Consider the following 15960-nt stretch of genomic DNA (forward strand, 5'->3'; position numbering starts at 1 on the left):
CCGGCGTCTGCCGCTAACCCTTCCCGTTAATGCCCGTTTCGTATTTCCCTTGTCGTAAAAATCCGTTCGCACTACTGTATTTTTATTAAACAGAGGAATCCCCATGCTGAACTGGTTCGCAAGCGGCGGCGCCGATTACGCCCGTTATCGCCCGGAATACCCCGCAGTTTTACTGGACTACCTGCTTTCGATAACACCTGTGCACCACCACGCGCTGGATGTTGGTTGCGGTACGGGTCAACTGACCACGTTACTGGCCTGCGCCTTCGACAAAGTGACGGGGATTGATCCCAGCCAGACGCAAATTGACAACGCTGAACCCCACCCCCGGGTTGACTATTGCGTGGGGCCGGCAGAACAGCTTCCCCATGCGTTGCACGACATCAACCTGATCACCGTCGCTCAGGCTGCACACTGGTTCGATCTACCCGTCTTTTACCGTGAAGCGCAGCGGGTGGCGGCCCCCAATGCCGTGATTGCCCTGATCAGTTATGGCGTGCTCAACCCTGATGAGACGCTACGGGCGCGTTTTCGTCGGTTCTACTACGACGAGATAGGCCTCTATTGGCCTGCGGAAAGGCAGCTGGTCGATAACGGTTATGCTGGCATTCTCTTCCCGTTTACGGAAATGTCCGCGCCGGATATGGAAATTCGTCTGCAGTGGGACCTTGCGGCATTGATGGGTTATGTTTCCACCTGGTCTGCGGTGAAGCGGGCACTTGATGCAGGGCAGGACGCTCTTCTGGTCCGATTTTATGACGATATGCACGAACTCTGGGGAGATCCGGCGCAGAAGCGCACGTTTTCGTGGCCCATTAATATCAGAGCGGGGCATTTGAGACAGGCAATATATGCATAGTGAAAGCAACCCTCAGGCGGGGCGGCAGATCTTTCCGGGCGACATCGTTGTCACCCGGAAAGGCATCAGTCGTCACTCGGGGGGCGATCAGCGCATCGTCACAAATTCTTCTGCCGCTGTGGGGTGAATCGCCACGGTATTATCAAAGTCTTTTTTGGTGGCACCCATTTTCAGTGCGACCGCAAAGCCTTGCAGGATTTCATCCATCCCGAAGCCGATACCGTGGATGCCGACGATCTTCTCTTCCGGGCCAACACACACCAATTTCATGCGGCATGGCTGACGGTGAGAGGTGACGGCGGTATACATGGCGGTAAACGACGATTTATATACTTTCACCTGGTCGTCACCGTACTGTTCGCGCGCCTGCGGCTCGGTTAATCCCACGGTGCCGATAGGCGGGTGGCTGAACACGACGGTGGGGATGTTGCTGTAATCCAGGTGCTCGTCCGGTTTATTATTAAACAGGCGTTCAGAAAGACGACGGCCCGCCGCCACGGCAACCGGCGTCAGTTCAACGGCGCCAGTGTTATCGCCCACGGCATAAATACCCGGCACTGAGGTGTTCTGGAATTTGTCCACCACGATGAAGCCTTTCTCGTCGGTTTTCACCCCGGTAATATCCAGATTGAAGGTGTCGTTGGCCGGTTCGCGGCCAATCGCCCAAATCAGGCAGTCCACCGTCTGGCTGCGCCCATCGTCAAGTTCCAGCGTTAAGCTCCCGTCGGCGTTTTTCACTACCGCTTTCGGCACGGACTGGGTATGCAGACTCGGGCCTTCGGCCGCCATCACTTCTACCAGCGTTTCGCTGATCATGGGGTCGAAGCTACGTAATGGCGCATGTTTGCGCACGAAGAGGTGAGTTTCCGCCCCCAGGCCATTGATCACGCCGGCCAGTTCTACGGCAATGTAGCCCGCCCCGACCACCGCCACGCGTTTTGGCAGCGCAGGCAGCGCAAAGAAACCGTCGGAATCAATACCGTATTCCGCTCCGGGGATCTGCGGATGGCTCGGACGGCCGCCGGTCGCGATCAGGATGTGATCGGCGGTGATCGTTTCGCCATTCACTTCGACAGTCTTTGCGTCGACAAAGCGCGCGAAACCACGAATCACATCGACATTGTTCTTGCCCAGAACATTGTCGTAAGAGGTATGAATACGGTCGATATAGGCCGTGCGACTGGCAACCAGTTTGCTCCAGTCAAAATGGTTCACGGTGGTATCAAAACCGTAATCAGGTCCGTACAGATGGATAGCCTCGCGGATTTGCGCCGCGTGCCACATGACTTTTTTCGGGACGCAACCTACGTTCACGCAGGTGCCGCCCAGCTCTTTGGCTTCAATCAGCGCGCACTTCTGGCCGTACATGGCGGCGCGGTTAATTGAGGCAATCCCGCCGCTGCCGCCGCCGATGGCGATATAGTCGTAATGTTTGCTCATGGTTAATTCCTTAGAGCCTATCCAATTAGGCTATTTTATTGGCCATTTTGGACCTGGGCAGTGCTCACAATCCTCACGTACTGCGTGTACGCTCCGGTTGTTCCGCGCTGTTCGTGTCCAAACTCGCTGCAACAATGTACGCCTACTGGGTAGGCTCTTAATCCTGAACGAGGTCGAAAGTGTCGCGATTGTAACGCGCAGACAGCAAGGTTCCTTCGATTGTTGCGATTACTCGGGCACAATCCAGTTGACGAGGGTGTGGCCGATCCCGGCGGGCACCAGTTTACTGTGCAGCCAGGGCAGGACGTTATTCATCTGTGCTTCTAATTTCCACGGTGGGTTAATCACAATCATGCCGGAAGCCGTCATGCCGCGTTGGTCGCTGTCCGGGCGTACCGCCAGCTCAATCTGCAGGATTTTACGGATACCCGTCGCTTCCAGATCATGCACCATACGCTTAATTTGCTGACGCAATACCACCGGATACCACAAGGCATAGGTGCCGGTTGCAAAGCGTTTGTACCCTTCGCTAATCCCGGATACGACAGCCTGATAGTCGGTTTTGATTTCATATGGCGGGTCGATCAGCACCAGACCACGGCGGGAAACCGGCGGCAGTTTAGCTTTCAGTTGCTGGTAGCCATCGGCACGTTCGACGCGTGCGCGCTCATCTTTCTGAAACTCCTGACGCAGCAACGGGTAATCGCTTGGGTGCAGTTCGGTCAGGAACAGGCTGTCCTGCTCGCGCAATAGCTGGCGGGCAATGAGCGGCGAACCGGGATAGTAGCGTAACGTGTCGTTGCGGTTGAAATGACGGACCACATTCATGTACGGCTCAAGTTCAGCCGGCAGATCGTCTTGCTGCCAGATGCGGCCAATCCCTTCCAGATATTCCCCGGTGCGTTCAGCATGTTCGCCGGAGAGCTGATAGCGCCCCGCGCCTGCATGGGTATCGAGATAGAGAAACGGTTTCTCTTTTTCCTTCAGCGCTTCGATGATGAGGCTCTGAACGGTGTGTTTGAGGACGTCGGCGTGGTTGCCTGCGTGGAAGCTGTGGCGATAACTGAGCATGGAGATAGAAATTCCAGAATATGAACGAGATTAGCCACAGTTTACCGTAGATTGCGCGGGAATGCCGTTAACCCTTCTGATGTTTCAGGCAGCCGTAAAACGTTTCAAAATTTATCCGTGTCACAAAAGCGTCAAGTTAGCGGACTAGCGTCGAGTTCAGGCAAGGTAATTGTTTGAATAAAAGGATAAAAAATGAAAATCCGTATGACACTGTTAACCGCCTCTCTGCTGCTTGCTCAGCAGGCGATGGCGAAAGATGTGCCGCTGACCGTTGCGCGCGACATTGCGAATACCACCACACCGGCCTCGGTTAGCCAGACATTTGATGGGCTGGAAAATCAGTCGCTTGCCGCCTTGCGCGACGCGCTCAAAGGTGACGGTACCAAAGTGGAACGTGAGCACCTTGAAAAAGCGGCGCAAAGTACAAAACAGGCGGATACCGCCTGGCTGAAAGCCAGCGGTTATGATTTCAAAGTGAAAGATAACCAGCAGGTGGGCATTGAACTGCTCTCCACGTTCAGCGCTTTGCCAGCCCCCGTACTGGATCAAAACCTGAAAACCGTCGAAGAGATTAACCTTAACGCCACATCGGGGTTGCGCCATCAGGCGCTGGCAGATGCAGAAGGCATCAGCTACCTCTATTTTCTCTCCGATGCGCTTGGCCCACGTTTGGGCAAAGCGTTTATCGCGGCTTATGACAAAGGCGAGTTGGGCAAAGCCGCGGCGCTCATTAAAGCCAGCGAAGTCAGCACCGGCGCGGCGAAGAAGCACTTCGACTACAAGCGTCCGTTCCTGGTTCAGGGCAACACCATTCATCAGGTTCCGGATGATGTGGTGGTGAAAGACAACAAACCGTACTCCGCAGATGGCGGTTCCTTCCCAAGCGGCCATACCAATACCGGCTATACCGATTCATTGCTGATGGCGGAGATGATCCCGGAACGCTTTGATTCGCTGGTGGAACGCGGCGCCCGCTATGGCTATTCCCGTATTGTGCTGGGCGTACACTACCCGCTGGATGTGATGGGCTCAAGAATGGTGGCCCAGCGTAACGTGGCGCATTACCTCAACGATCCGCGTTACCGTGCGCTGTTTAATGAAGCGCGCGATCAGCTGCGTGTTGCGCTAGAAAAAGAGTGCGGCACGTCGCTTGCTGAGTGCGCGAAAACGGCGGGTAAAGACGATCCGTACCGCGACCCGGCGATGAAAGATTTTTACCGCTTCACCATGACCTATGACCTGCCGCAGCAAAAAGGCAAAGCGCAGCCGGTGAAAGTGCCGGAAGGGGCGGAAGTGCTGCTGGAGGCGGCGCTGCCTGACCTGTCGGCGGCAGCGCGGCGCGACTTGATGGTAAAAACCGCGCTGCCGGGCGGCTATCCGCTTTCTGGCGAAACGGCCGATCAGAACTTCTGGCAACGTCTGAACCTGCCAGCGGCATATGCGGGGGCGCATAACGCGAAGTAAGTTTTGGCAACGGTGCTGGCGCGGCTGGCACCGTATTGCTGTTCAGAAGCTAAATGCGCTCAATTCGCGCACGCAGGCTTCGGGGTTAGCGCGTTTAACCGCATCCAGGAAATCGGCAAAGGCCGTATTGAACAGGGTGTAGTTGTGGCGAAAACGCGCCTGCTTCGTCTGCCCTTCGACGACGTAAGTGACTATCCAGAAGGAACGGTTATTCACTTTGATAGTGTCGCGCTCGACTTTGGTTATCGCACTCAGTGGCACCGATTTTTTCACATCAAGCTGAATTTCATAGAAATATTCTTCATCGAAATAGTAATCCGTCGGTAAGAGCTGGCCTCCTTTACCTGGCCGAAAGGTTTTGGTGGTGGTGGATATCTTTCGCATCCCCTGATTTGCTTGCGTGTCGCTTTGTCGACGTCGCCATTTTGGAAACACAAGTGCCAGCCCGATAAGCATCAGCAGTGGAAGTATTGCCTGAATGAAATTCAACATGCGGTCTCCTTGTCGCCGTTGTGATAAGTATACGCGCTGGATGGCTCTTCTTATTACTTTGATTCGATAGCAGAAACGACATCATGCGTGCAAATGGGTATTGCAGCGATAAGCAGTTCAGCGCAACGCCTGCCATTGAAATCCTCTACACTTAACCCCATGCTACAACGTTATGCAGAGCGCCGGATCGTGCGCTTCACTCACTCTCTTTAACAGGACAGGACTGCGCTTATGACCAATCCATTACTCACGCGTTTCGAATTACCGCCGTTTTCAAAAATCCTGCCTGAACACGTCGTGCCTGCCGTGACGAAAGCGCTGGACGATTGCCGTACCGCGGTGGAAAGCGTGGTAGCCCATGGTGCGCCGTACACCTGGGAAAATCTCTGCCAGCCGCTGGCGGAAGTGGACGATGTACTGGGACGTCTGTTCTCCCCGGTTAGCCATTTGAATTCCGTGAAAAACAGCCCGGAACTGCGTGAAGCCTATGAGCAGACCCTGCCGTTACTGTCGGAATACAGCACCTGGGTTGGGCAACATGAAGGGCTGTACAACGCCTACCGCGATTTACGCAATGGCGATCACTACGCCACCCTGAACGTTGCACAGAAGAAATCGGTCGATAACGCCCTGCGTGATTTCGAGTTGTCCGGTATTGGCCTCGAAAAAGAGAAACAAAAACGCTATGGCGAAATCGCCGCACGTCTGTCCGAACTGGGCAATCAGTACAGCAACAACGTACTCGATGCGACCATGGGCTGGACAAAGCTGGTGACTGACGACGCCGAGCTGGCCGGTATGCCGGAAAGCGCGCTGGCCGCCGCGAAAGCTCAGGCCGAAGCCAAAGAGCAAGAGGGCTACCTGCTGACGCTGGATATCCCAAGTTACCTGCCGGTGATGACCTATTGCGACAACCAGCCGCTGCGCGAAGAGATGTACCGCGCTTACAGCACCCGCGCCTCTGACCAGGGGCCAAATGCAGGCAAATGGGATAACAGCCCGGTGATGGCGGAAATTCTCGCCCTGCGTCACGAGCTGGCGCAACTGCTGGGTTTTGAAAGCTATGCCTATAAATCGCTGGCGACAAAAATGGCGGAAAACCCGGCGCAGGTGCTGGACTTCCTGACCGATCTCGCTAAACGCGCTCGTCCGCAGGGTGAAAGAGAACTGGCACAACTGCGTGCGTTCGCCAAAAAAGAGTTTGGTGTGGATGAGCTGCAACCGTGGGATATCGCTTACTACAGCGAGAAACAGAAACAGCATCTGTACAGCATCAGCGACGAACAGCTACGTCCTTACTTCCCGGAAAACAAAGCGGTAAGCGGCCTGTTTGAAGTGGTGAAACGGATTTACGGCATTACCGCGAAAGAGCGTCACGATGTCGATGTCTGGCATCCGGATGTGCGTTTCTTTGAGCTGTATGACGAAAGCAATGAACTGCGCGGTAGTTTCTATCTTGACCTCTACGCCCGCGAGCACAAACGCGGTGGCGCGTGGATGGATGACTGCGTCGGGCAGATGCGCATGGCGGATGGCTCTTTGCAGAAGCCGGTGGCCTACCTTACCTGTAACTTCAACCGTCCGGTCAACGGTAAACCGGCGTTGTTCACCCATGATGAAGTGATCACCCTGTTCCACGAGTTTGGTCACGGTCTGCATCATATGCTGACCCGTATCGAAACCCCGGGGGTGGCTGGTATTAGCGGCGTGCCATGGGATGCGGTGGAGCTGCCGAGCCAGTTTATGGAAAACTGGTGCTGGGAGCCGGAAGCGCTGGCATTTATTTCGGGTCACTACGAAACGGGCGAACCGCTGCCGCAGGATCTGCTGGATAAAATGCTGGCCGCGAAAAACTACCAGGCGGCGCTGTTTATTCTGCGTCAGCTGGAGTTCGGCCTGTTCGATTTCCGCCTGCACGCCGAGTTCAGCCCGGAGCAGGGGGCGAAAATCCTCGATACGCTGTTTGAAATTAAAAAACAGGTCGCCGTGGTGCCAAGCCCGACATGGGGACGTTTCCCGCACGCCTTCAGCCATATCTTTGCGGGGGGCTACGCTGCCGGCTATTACAGCTATCTGTGGGCGGATGTACTGGCGGCAGATGCCTACTCACGCTTTGAGGAAGAGGGCATTTTCAACCGCGAAACCGGGCAGTCGTTCCTCGACAATATTCTGACCCGTGGCGGTTCCGAAGAGCCAATGGAACTGTTTAAGCGTTTCCGCGGCCGCGAGCCTCAACTGGATGCGATGCTGGAGCATTATGGTATCGAAGGCTAATACCCGTCATACTTCAAGCCGCACGCGCGTTGGCGACGTTTGCTCACCCCAGTCACTTACTTTTGTAAGCGCCTGGGGATTCACGCACTTGCCGCCTTCCTGCAACTTGAATTATTTAGGGTATATGTAGTGAAAATCTGCTTAATGGATGAAACAGGCGCCGGAGACGGCGCCTTATCTGTTCTTGCGTCCCGTTGGGGGCTGGAGCATGACGAAAATAACCTGATGGCACTGGTGCTGACGACGTCGCATCTGGAACTGCGTAAACGCGATGAGCCGAAGCTCGGCGGTATTTTTGTCGATTTCGTGGGGGGGGCGATGGCCCATCGGCGTAAATTTGGCGGTGGGCGCGGCGAGGCGGTAGCAAAGGCCGTCGGCATCAAGGGTGATTATCTGCCGGATGTGGTGGATGCGACGGCGGGACTGGGGCGTGATGCCTTTGTGCTGGCATCAGTGGGTTGTCGGGTGCGGATGCTGGAGCGTAACCCGGTGGTGGCAGCACTGCTCGATGATGGCCTGGCGCGCGGCTACGCGGACCCGGACATTGGCGCATGGCTGCAGGAACGGTTGCAGCTGATTCATGCCTCCAGCCTGACCGGGCTTGCGGATATTACCCCTCGTCCGCAGGTGGTCTACCTCGATCCCATGTTCCCGCATAAGCAAAAAAGTGCGCTGGTAAAAAAAGAGATGCGTGTTTTTCAGTCGCTGGTGGGGCCGGATCTGGACGCTGATGGGTTGCTGGGACCGGCGCGTCAACTGGCGACGAAACGTGTAGTAGTAAAGCGCCCGGATTACGCGCCGCCGCTGGCGGATGTAGCGACCGCCAATGCGGTGGTGACCAAGGGGCACCGGTTTGATATTTATCCCGGTACGCCGGAGTAAATTGGTGAGGGCAGTGCGGTCTGGTGCCCTCACCTCCGCCCGCTTCCCTGCGGGCGGTCCTGGTCAGCCGTCAACGCCTCATCGATTTTCAGCCGGACCCTGTCATCGCTGTCACGGTTTTATTCTTATTAAGCGGCGTTATCGCTGTAAAACGTAAGATTACTGGGGATTTCTCAGCCCACAGGGAGAGGGAACAGTTTAGTGCTTATCGGTCTTGTGTTTTGTAGCCCGGACAAGGCGACAGCCGCTGTCCGGGAACCCTCCGTGGTGCTGCGCGTACCGGGAATACATGTAACTGCATAAGGCGGTTTTATCGGCCTTTGGCGGGGAAATCAGCGCCAGAAAACAAAACGCCCGCAGCAGCGGGCGTTAGCAGGCAAAAGAAGATGGACGGTTATTCTTCGTCTTCATCTTTCAGCGGAACAATCAGCATATCCACGTGGACCGTATTGATAAGCTGACGCGCGGAGGACATCAGTTTGCTCCAGAAGTCCTGATGATGCCCGCAGACGACCAGGTCCATATCGTATTTCTTGATGGCATCCACCAGTACCTGCCCCAAATCGCCGCTACCGCTCAAGGTTTCCGTGATCGGATAGCCCGCGTTGGTAGAAAGCTCGGTCAGCGCATGATGTGTTTCATCAGAGATACGTTTTTGCATATCGCCGAGGTTAACGTCTATAAGGCCAGTGTAGAGATCAGAATAATTTACATCGACATGAATCAGTGACACCTTCGCGTTATAAGGCCGCGCCATGGATACTGCTTTATCAACCAGTAATTTGCTTTCAGGAGAAAGATCGACTGCGATGAGAATGTGTTTGTAAGCCATAGTGTTACTCCTTCCATAAGTTGTCGATGACCATAGGGTTATACACCCCTGACACAGCACTGTTTCCCGCGTCCTGCGTACCACCTGCACGGGTAGCGCCCGGCCTTAAGGATTCATTTTATACTCTTCGTACTTCAAGCCGCAGATGCGTTGGCTACGTTCGTTCACCCCATCACATTCAGGGGATTTATTCTCTTGCCGCCTTCCTGTCACTCGAATTACCCAGAGTATGGGAATATTTCTACCTTATAACTCTGCGCACTTATCGTCAATCTGCCTGGATCACGATTCACTTAACCAATATTTACAACCAGATGCACAAGATTGCTTAACGTTGTGGCAAAAAAATATACAAATCTCCTACACTATTTAATGAGCCGTTTGGATTTCAGTTTGTGATCTCGATCGGCTATTGGTAATACTCTTCACTAAATGACTTGGTTGATTATCTGGGAGCGGTAATCCCGGATCACGTTTCCGTGGGCGGTTCGCCGGGGGAGGAGATATGATCAGCACCGTCGCGCTGTTTTGGGCTTTGTGCATCGTTTGTGTGGTTAACATGGCGCGTTATTTTTCATCACTTCGCGCATTGTTAGTGGTACTTCGTGGTTGTGACCCCTTGCTTTACCAGTATGTTGATGGCGGAGGTTTTTTTACCTCCCATGGACAACCCAGCAAGCAGATGCGTTTAGTCTGGTACATTTATGGCCAGCGCTATCGCGACCATCATGATGAAGAGTTTATTCGCCGATGTGAGCGAGTACGCGGGCAGTTCATCTTAACCAGCGCGCTCTGTGGGCTGATTCTGGTGAGCCTGATTGCTCTGATGATTTGGCACTGAGAAAAAAAAACGGGCCAGTTTCCTGACCCGTTTTGTTGTTAAATCAGCTTGAGGGCTATCCAGTAAAGCACGCCCGAAAGGACGATGGACGCTGGCAGGGTAAAGACCCAGGCCATCAAAATGCTGGTGACAGTTTTGCGTTGCAGACCACCGCCATCGACGATCATCGTCCCTGCGACTGAAGACGACAGCACGTGCGTGGTAGAAACGGGCATACCGGTATAGCTTGCCAGACCGATGGAGACCGCGGCAGTCATCTGCGCGGACATGCCCTGCGCGTAAGTCATGCCTTTCTTACCGATTTTCTCACCGATGGTGGTCGCCACACGACGCCAGCCAATCATCGTACCCACACCTAACGCCAGCGCGACGGCCATAATAATCCAGACAGGCGCGTATTCGATGGTGCTCAGCATGTCGCTTTTCAGCTTCTTAAGCAGACGCTGGTCGTCAGTATTGACGTCAGGCAGCTTCGCGACCTGGTCGGTGATATCTGACAGACAAAGCATGATGCGACGCAGCTGGCTGCGCTGCTCCACGCCGAGTTTGTCGTAACTTTCAATCCCGGTCAGCATCTCTTTAGCACGATCCAGCGCGATAATGGCACGGCTCGGATGGCAGTGGAACTGTGACGGCGTGGCCGCTGTTTCCGCAGGGGTCAGTGGTTGTTGCTCTACGCCCGTTGCCTTCTGCAGAAGTTCCGGATGTTGCTGGAAGTACACTTCTACGTTGTTTACGGCGTCACGAGTACGAGTGATGTCATAACCTGAGGCATTCATGTTAACCACGAAGCCAGCAGGCGCGACGCCAATCAGTACCAGCATGATCAGACCGATGCCTTTCTGACCATCGTTCGCGCCGTGAGAGAAGCTCACGCCAATGGCAGAAAGAATCAGGGCGATACGCGTCCAGAAAGGCGGCTTTCTTTTGCCGTCCTGCTTTTCACGCTCTGCGGGCGTCAGGTGAATACGCGCGCGTTTTTTACTGCCGCTCCAGAACCGACGCAGCAAGAACACCAGCCCGCCCGCGAAAATCAGGCCGACAATCGGCGAGACAATAAGGGAGGCAAAAATGTTCAGCACTTTGGGAATGTTAAGCGCATCCACTACCGACGTGCCCGTCATCAGCGCGTTGGTTAAACCAATACCAATAATCGCACCAATCAGGGTGTGGGAGCTGGATGCAGGCAAGCCGAGATACCAGGTACCCAGGTTCCAGATGATCGCGGCCAGCAACATAGAGAAGACCATGGCAAGGCCATGTGCTGAACTGACGTTAAGCAGTAAATCGGTCGGTAGCATATGCACAATCGCATAGGCCACGCTTAACCCCCCCAGCAGTACGCCGAAGAAGTTAAAGACCGCCGCCATAACAACAGCCAGCTGCGAGCGCATGGCTCGGGTATAGATAACCGTTGCCACTGCGTTCGCCGTATCGTGGAAGCCATTAATCGCTTCGTAGAACAGAACAAAACCCAGAGCAAGCAAAAGTAACAGCCCGGTGTGGAGATCCAGACCGGCAAATAAATGTAGCATAGGACGTTACGCCATTTTGAGGACATGAACGCGGCGCATTATCAGGGAGTTTGGCGGCATCGGCAAAGTGAAATATGGACTTTTTTTGACATTCTTTCTGGTCAGTCGCCATTGCTTTAAGCATATTCTTATATTTTTCAATGTAATGGCTATTGCCCCGCGTATTCGGGCTGGTGTGACCACTCTGAACTATTTACAATCCGCCGCGACATAATGAAGAGGATTTTAGTGTGGAACGGTTTGATGCCATCGTTATCGGCGCCGGTGCGGCGGGAATGTTTTGTGCAGCTCAGGCGGGGCAGGCGGGGTTACGCGTGCTCTTACTGGATAATGGTAAGAAGCCAGGCCGCAAAATCCTGATGTCCGGCGGCGGTCGCTGCAACTTCACTAACCTTTATGTCGAGCCGGCGGCGTATCTCAGCCAGAACCCCCATTTCTGCAAATCTGCACTTGCTCGTTATACCCAGTGGGACTTTATTGATTTGGTGGGCAAATACGGTATCGCCTGGCATGAAAAGACACTGGGCCAGCTCTTTTGTGATGACTCTGCTGAGCAGATCGTCGACATGCTGGTAGCGGAGTGTGAAAAAGGCAAGGTGACCCTGCGTTTGCGTAGCGAAGTCCTGAGCGTTGAGCGTGACGACGACGGCTATACATTGCAGCTCAATGGCGAAACGGTGGCGGCGAAAAAACTGGTGGTCGCTTCCGGTGGGCTTTCTATGCCAGGCCTGGGCGCCTCGCCGTTTGGCTATAAGCTCGCCGAACAGTTTGGTCTGAACGTTTTGCCGACGCGTGCCGGTCTGGTGCCGTTCACGTTGCACAAACCGCTGCTGGAACAATTTCAGGTGCTCTCCGGCGTTTCGGTACCTTCTGTGATTACGGCAGAAGACGGCACGGTATTTAAAGAGAACCTGCTTTTTACCCATCGCGGCCTCTCCGGTCCAGCGGTACTGCAAATTTCCAGTTACTGGCAGGCAGGGGAGTTCGTGACGATTAACCTGCTGCCTGAATGCGATCTCGATAGTCTGCTGAATGAGCAACGTCAGGCGCACCCGAATCAAAGTCTGAAAACTACGCTTGCGATGCACCTGCCAAAACGGCTGGTGGAGTGCCTGCAACAGCTTGGGCAAATTCCGGATGTCACACTTAAGCAGCTCAATAGCCGCGACCAGGAAGCATTGATCGACACGCTGACCCACTGGCGCGTGCAACCTAACGGTACGGAAGGCTATCGTACCGCAGAAGTGACGCTGGGTGGCGTAGATACCCATGAACTCTCTTCACGTACGATGGAGGCCCGCAAAGTACCCGGGCTCTATTTTATTGGTGAAGTCATGGATGTGACCGGCTGGCTGGGCGGCTATAACTTTCAGTGGGCATGGGCAAGCGCCTGGGCATGTGCTCAGGCGTTAGTCGACAAATAAGGATCCCTGGCGGCTCGTCATGTGCTGCCTCCGATCGTGCAAAGGTCAAATATCGTCCAACGTATGATCGACCACGATCTCCAGGGTCTTGCGAAGAACGTCCTTCCTGACGACATCTTCTGTATTTTCCATCAGGTTAATGAGGCGCAGAATAATGGCTTTGTTGGTCACTTGACCATCGTAAGCCAGAATGCTGCGGATCACGCCCCCGAGAATAATGGCTTCTTCGGCCAATAAATCGCCAGCGTTACGAAAATAGTCAGACAATGTCTTGTTGGGCAAATTCTTATAAAGATCTGATTTTTCAATCATCACCTGGTTCATTTTCACGCCTTAGTATAGTTTTCCGTAATGGGGCCATCAGCTATCATTGCTTTCTACTGCGGCCCTGCCGTTGGCGATTGCCGAATAATGGATAGACATTGTCTCCGGCATCTCTGATGTTCTCATCTTGCTCATTCCCATTCTGAACACGGGATGAGGCAATTTTATTACTACTGATTTCATCGATCAGACACACAAGTAGCGCCCGTCTCTGGCTATCTTGTTCACTGCTCTCCATGTGTTGCAGTCGGGCAATGAGAGCCGGGGTGTTTATCGGGCCATTTTCTTTAAGAAGAAAAAGCAGCGCCTCTCCAATCAATTCATCTGTTAGTTGCTGATTATCACTACTCTTCATAACTGCATCTCTGCTTGCCGCTCTGTTCGTGAATGAAACGCGGCATGAAGTCATCTCTGTACAGGAAGCAAGCTGACACCTGAATTGCAGAAGTGACTCGATGTATCAGGATACTTTTACTGCATTTGGCTTAATCATTACCAAAAAGCAGGCTTATGAGCCCCTGATAATGGCGTTCCTCTTCTGACGTTGACGCCTGCTCAAGACGGCAAAGTAACTTAGTACACAGTGATTTACGGTTCAGTTGACGGCCATCCCGGAGGATATCCACCACAATCTCTCCTAACGTCTCTTGTTGAGACGGCAGGTCCGCTGCGCTGAAATAGCGAGCGATGGCATTCGTTGTATCCGGAAGGTATCCGTTCTGGCGCATATATCACTCCTGTATAACCGATAGTCATTTATTGAACGCGTTAAGCTATACAACTATAGAAAACCTGTACATAAAAATTGTACAAATTTGACGATGATTTTAAACAATAAGTGCTATTTGTTACTTTTCAATAAGATAGAAAGCACAAAATCAACACATTTCACCATTCCAGGCTACACTTTTGGCATGCGTTTCTCTGCGATGACATAAAAACCACACGGATGTTGGGATTGTCGTCTCCACTTTCATCTGTTGTATATCCGCCGTTGATCATGTTTGTTTACAAGGTCCCCTGCGTAAGCCCCTGTCATTGGGGCAATTACAACGCTCTCTCTGGGATAGCTCATGCTCACAACCCTTATTTACCGCAGCCATATCTGCGATAACGTTTCCTTTAGCGTGCTGGAGGAGATGGTCGCTGCGGCGAATCTCAAAAACGGTGAGGCGGATATCACCGGGATTCTGCTGTTCAACGGCACCCACTTTTTCCAGTTGCTTGAAGGCCCTGAGGAGAGTGTTTCTGCTATCTACCAGCATATTTGTAATGATACGCGGCATTACAATCTGGTGGAGTTGTTGCGTGATTACGCGCCTTTGCGGCGATTTGGTAAGTCAGGAATGGAACTCTTTGATTTACGTGAATATGACAGAGAGGAAGTCCTGCAGCATGTGCTTGATAAAGGCACCTCACGATATCAACTGACCTATGAAGATCGCGCCCTTCAGTTCTTTCGCACGTTCGTTGAGGATCTGGAAAAAGAGAACTATTTTGAGATTCCGCCGGGGGATGCCTGGGAATTCGTGACTGACGAAAGCGATGCTATCTCGCAAACGCTGCCCCCTGACCGCGAGGCCGGTTGCTATTTCGCATTTCAACCCATTATCGATCCGTTCGCACGGCAAGTTGTTTCAGTGGAAGCTTTGATCCGCACCCCTGAGGGGCACGCGCCGCAAGCCTGGTTCGAGGGGCTTCGCAGTGATGAAATCTATGAGGCCGATCTGAAAAGTAAAAAAGTCGCGTTTGCCATGGCGGCGGCATTAAAGCTGGGGGCACAGACCCTCTCCGTGAACCTGCTGCCCATGACGCTGGTGAATGTTCCCGGTGCGGTTAATTTTCTTCTGGATGCCATTAAAGCCAATGATCTGGTGCCTGAACAGGTCATTGTTGAGTTCACCGAAAATGAAGTCATTTCCCGCCTGGATGAGTTCACGAATGCCGTCAGGTTATTGAAAGCAGCCGGATTTCGTGTAGCCATCGATCATTTTGGCGCCGGATTTGCTGGTCTGCTCTTACTGGCGCAATTTCAGCCAGAGAGGATCAAAATTAACCGCGACCTGATCAAAGATGTCCATAAAAGCGGCCCCCGGCAGGCCATTATCCAGGCCATCATCAAATGCTGTGTTTCTCTGGAAATCATGGTCTCGGTCGTGGGGGTGGAGAAGCCGGAAGAATGGATGTGGCTTGAGTCGGCGGGTATCTCTCAATTTCAGGGGTATCTGTTTGCCCCTCCGGCGCCTGGCGCTATTCCTGCCGTTGCATGGCCGGAAAAAAAGGGTGGTCTGTAACCTCCTCCTGTCTTGACCTGTTAATTTTCCCCTACCGCACTCTGGCACTGGCGGTAGGGGAGAGCCTGCTTTTACCCTCTCCGCACGAGCGGCGGTGAAATAAAATCCATTTTTGCACATGGCCCGTTTCCGGTTATGCTTGCTCATAAGCACTTTCTGGCTTGTACAAGTTATGAAAATTGTACAACCTGTACAGAAGCATGAATTTTGAAGAGTAACGTATTGGGT

The 15960-nt window shown here is 53.4% G+C and carries 15 protein-coding genes; 7 read left to right on the forward strand and 8 right to left on the reverse strand.

Annotated elements, in window-relative coordinates:
- Positions 1-103: 103 nt before the first annotated feature.
- Complete coding sequence (locus L2097_RS18380) at positions 104-859, forward strand: class I SAM-dependent methyltransferase (RefSeq protein WP_250353451.1); 756 nt, start codon at positions 104-106, stop codon at positions 857-859.
- A gap of 87 nt (positions 860-946) precedes the next feature.
- On the opposite strand, the gene gorA is transcribed toward L2097_RS18380, so the two are convergent.
- Both gorA and L2097_RS18390 read right to left on the reverse strand, forming a co-directional pair.
- Positions 947-2299, reverse strand: a complete 1353-nt coding sequence (gorA, locus tag L2097_RS18385; RefSeq protein WP_047372726.1) for a glutathione-disulfide reductase — start codon at positions 2297-2299, stop codon at positions 947-949.
- 228 nt (positions 2300-2527) lie between these two features.
- Positions 2528-3370: a 23S rRNA (adenine(2030)-N(6))-methyltransferase RlmJ gene (locus L2097_RS18390; protein ID WP_047372727.1), complete on the reverse strand. Its 843-nt coding sequence runs from the start codon at positions 3368-3370 to the stop codon at positions 2528-2530.
- 192 nt (positions 3371-3562) lie between these two features.
- On the opposite strand from L2097_RS18390, the gene L2097_RS18395 reads away from it, so the two are divergent.
- Positions 3563-4834, forward strand: coding sequence for an acid phosphatase (locus L2097_RS18395; RefSeq protein WP_250353452.1), 1272 nt, complete (start codon positions 3563-3565; stop codon positions 4832-4834).
- 42 nt (positions 4835-4876) lie between these two features.
- Here L2097_RS18395 and L2097_RS18400 read toward each other — a convergent pair whose 3' ends face one another.
- The gene (locus L2097_RS18400) at positions 4877-5326 is read right to left on the reverse strand and encodes a hypothetical protein (RefSeq protein ID WP_250353453.1); all 450 of its coding nucleotides are present in this window, start codon (positions 5324-5326) and stop codon (positions 4877-4879) included.
- A gap of 231 nt (positions 5327-5557) precedes the next feature.
- Between L2097_RS18400 and prlC the strand changes: the two genes are divergently transcribed.
- Together prlC and rsmJ are read left to right on the forward strand one after the other, a co-directional pair.
- Positions 5558-7600, forward strand: coding sequence for an oligopeptidase A (gene prlC, locus L2097_RS18405; RefSeq protein ID WP_250353454.1), 2043 nt, complete (start codon positions 5558-5560; stop codon positions 7598-7600).
- A gap of 129 nt (positions 7601-7729) precedes the next feature.
- Entirely contained in the window at positions 7730-8482 is a 753-nt protein-coding gene (gene rsmJ / locus L2097_RS18410) for a 16S rRNA (guanine(1516)-N(2))-methyltransferase RsmJ (RefSeq protein WP_250353455.1), read from the forward strand.
- Between the two features lie 394 nt (positions 8483-8876).
- Here rsmJ and uspA read toward each other — a convergent pair whose 3' ends face one another.
- Positions 8877-9314 (reverse strand): universal stress protein UspA, encoded by a 438-nt coding sequence (uspA, locus tag L2097_RS18415; RefSeq protein ID WP_047372731.1) that lies wholly within the window; start codon positions 9312-9314, stop codon positions 8877-8879.
- Positions 9315-9819: 505 nt separating this feature from the next.
- Here uspA and uspB point away from each other — a divergent pair.
- Complete coding sequence (uspB, locus tag L2097_RS18420; protein WP_041851285.1) at positions 9820-10155, forward strand: universal stress protein UspB; 336 nt, start codon at positions 9820-9822, stop codon at positions 10153-10155.
- A gap of 38 nt (positions 10156-10193) precedes the next feature.
- Here the strand turns inward: uspB and pitA are convergent, their stop codons facing one another.
- Positions 10194-11690: an inorganic phosphate transporter PitA gene (gene pitA, locus L2097_RS18425; RefSeq protein ID WP_047372732.1), complete on the reverse strand. Its 1497-nt coding sequence runs from the start codon at positions 11688-11690 to the stop codon at positions 10194-10196.
- Positions 11691-11920: 230 nt separating this feature from the next.
- Between pitA and L2097_RS18430 the strand changes: the two genes are divergently transcribed.
- Complete coding sequence (locus L2097_RS18430) at positions 11921-13114, forward strand: BaiN/RdsA family NAD(P)/FAD-dependent oxidoreductase (protein WP_250353456.1); 1194 nt, start codon at positions 11921-11923, stop codon at positions 13112-13114.
- Between the two features lie 45 nt (positions 13115-13159).
- Here the strand turns inward: L2097_RS18430 and L2097_RS18435 are convergent, their stop codons facing one another.
- The 3 genes from L2097_RS18435 to ycgZ form a co-directional block, all read right to left on the reverse strand.
- Entirely contained in the window at positions 13160-13426 is a 267-nt protein-coding gene (locus tag L2097_RS18435; RefSeq protein WP_047373456.1) for a biofilm development regulator YmgB/AriR family protein, read from the reverse strand.
- A gap of 55 nt (positions 13427-13481) precedes the next feature.
- Positions 13482-13793: a hypothetical protein gene (locus L2097_RS18440; protein WP_085007183.1), complete on the reverse strand. Its 312-nt coding sequence runs from the start codon at positions 13791-13793 to the stop codon at positions 13482-13484.
- 130 nt (positions 13794-13923) lie between these two features.
- A complete protein-coding gene (gene ycgZ / locus L2097_RS18445) occupies positions 13924-14166 on the reverse strand; it encodes a regulatory protein YcgZ (RefSeq protein WP_047372735.1) in 243 nt (80 codons plus the stop codon).
- A 345-nt stretch (positions 14167-14511) separates the two neighbouring features.
- Here ycgZ and L2097_RS18450 point away from each other — a divergent pair, with 345 nt between their 5' ends.
- The gene (locus L2097_RS18450; RefSeq protein WP_250353457.1) at positions 14512-15732 is read left to right on the forward strand and encodes a diguanylate phosphodiesterase; all 1221 of its coding nucleotides are present in this window, start codon (positions 14512-14514) and stop codon (positions 15730-15732) included.
- The last annotated feature ends 228 nt before the right edge of the window (positions 15733-15960 follow it).

This window comes from Citrobacter sp. MNAZ 1397 (assembly GCF_023613995.1).
Classification (GTDB): Bacteria; Pseudomonadota; Gammaproteobacteria; order Enterobacterales; family Enterobacteriaceae; genus Phytobacter; species Phytobacter ursingii.